We start from the raw sequence: 1,137 nt of genomic DNA, 5'->3' as shown, positions 1-1,137 counted from the left end.
CCGGCCAGCCAGTACCGCGCACGCTCCGAGTTGACCTCGATGCGCGACGGGTTCTGCACCGGGTGGTACAGGCCGATCTCCTCGATGGCCCGGCCGTCACGGCGGGTACGGGAGTCGGCGACGATGATGCGGTAGTGAGGCGAACGGATCTTGCCCAGACGCTTCAGCTTGATCTTGACTGCCACGGGAGTGGTGTCTCCTGGTCTCTGACGTGGTTGGGCACAACGAAGATGCCACGTGGGGTTGCGGTACTCGGGTGCCCGACGGACGCGTCAGCCGGAGGAGAGAGGGGTCCTGTTCGGCTGTCGAGTACAGCTAGCCATTGTGCCACACCACATCGGGTCACCCGACCGCGACCGCCCCTTCCGGGATGCGGAAGGGTTTGCCGCAGCCGCCGCAGACGATCGGCGCCTGCGCGAGTACCGACGGGACGACGCGGACGTTGCGCCCGCAGTCGCAGACGGCCTTGACGCGCACCCCTCCGCCGGAGGAGCCGTGCCGGGCCGCGGGGCCGCGGAAGGAACGCTTGGTGTCGGCGGCGGTGGCCACGGTGTGCGCCTTGAGGGCGCGCTGCAGCCGCTCCGCCGTCGGGCGGTATCTGCGTTTGGCCTCGGGATTCAGCGTCACCAACGAGAATCCGCTGCTGGGGTGGGGCTCCTCGGCATGGTCGAGGCCCAGCTCCTCGGCGATCGCGAGGAAGCGTCGGTTGTGGTAGCGGCCGGCCCGGGAGGTGTCCCGGACACCCCGCGCGGCGGCGATTCCATGGACTGCCTCGTGGAGCAGTCGTTCGAAGGAGAGTTCCGCGCCGCAGGCGGACGAGGACTCTCCGATCAGGGACTCTGGTGCGGCTAGGTCCGGCAGCTCGGGGTGGTACCGCTGAATGTCGGCCCACGCCTGCGCCAGCTCTGCGGCAAGTACAGGTGGTGTCGTGCTCACGTCGTGACAACGAGCGTGAGTGCTCCGGTGTTCCTATTCCAGGGCATCCCAAATAATTTGCACGTACCAGTCAGTTGCCGCTGATGTGTCCGGAGGATGCCGGGTGCGCTGATCTGCGGAGAAGTCACACAGCTCGCACCAAGGCGGTACGTAGCCTCTCGTACGCCCCGGCCTGTAGACGGGCTGTCTCTTATACACATC

Annotated in this window: 2 protein-coding genes; both read right to left on the bottom strand. The window is 67.2% G+C overall.

Annotated features, from left to right (window positions below):
• Window positions 1-185: 30S ribosomal protein S16 (gene rpsP / locus IH13_RS0133055; protein WP_037843112.1), on the bottom strand; the 185-nt coding region annotated here is incomplete at its 3' end.
• 157 nt (window positions 186-342) lie between these two features.
• Window positions 343-936 carry a hypothetical protein gene (locus IH13_RS0133050; protein ID WP_014153813.1) on the bottom strand — a complete coding sequence of 198 codons (594 nt, stop codon included), beginning with the start codon at window positions 934-936 and terminating at the stop codon, window positions 343-345.
• Between the last annotated feature and the right edge of the window lie 201 nt (window positions 937-1,137).

Source organism: Streptomyces sp. NRRL WC-3549 (assembly GCF_000721935.1).
Classification (GTDB): Bacteria; Actinomycetota; Actinomycetes; order Streptomycetales; family Streptomycetaceae; genus Streptomyces.
Note: the sequence above shows the minus strand (reverse complement) of the source record. Positions and strands in the feature narration are given on the sequence as shown.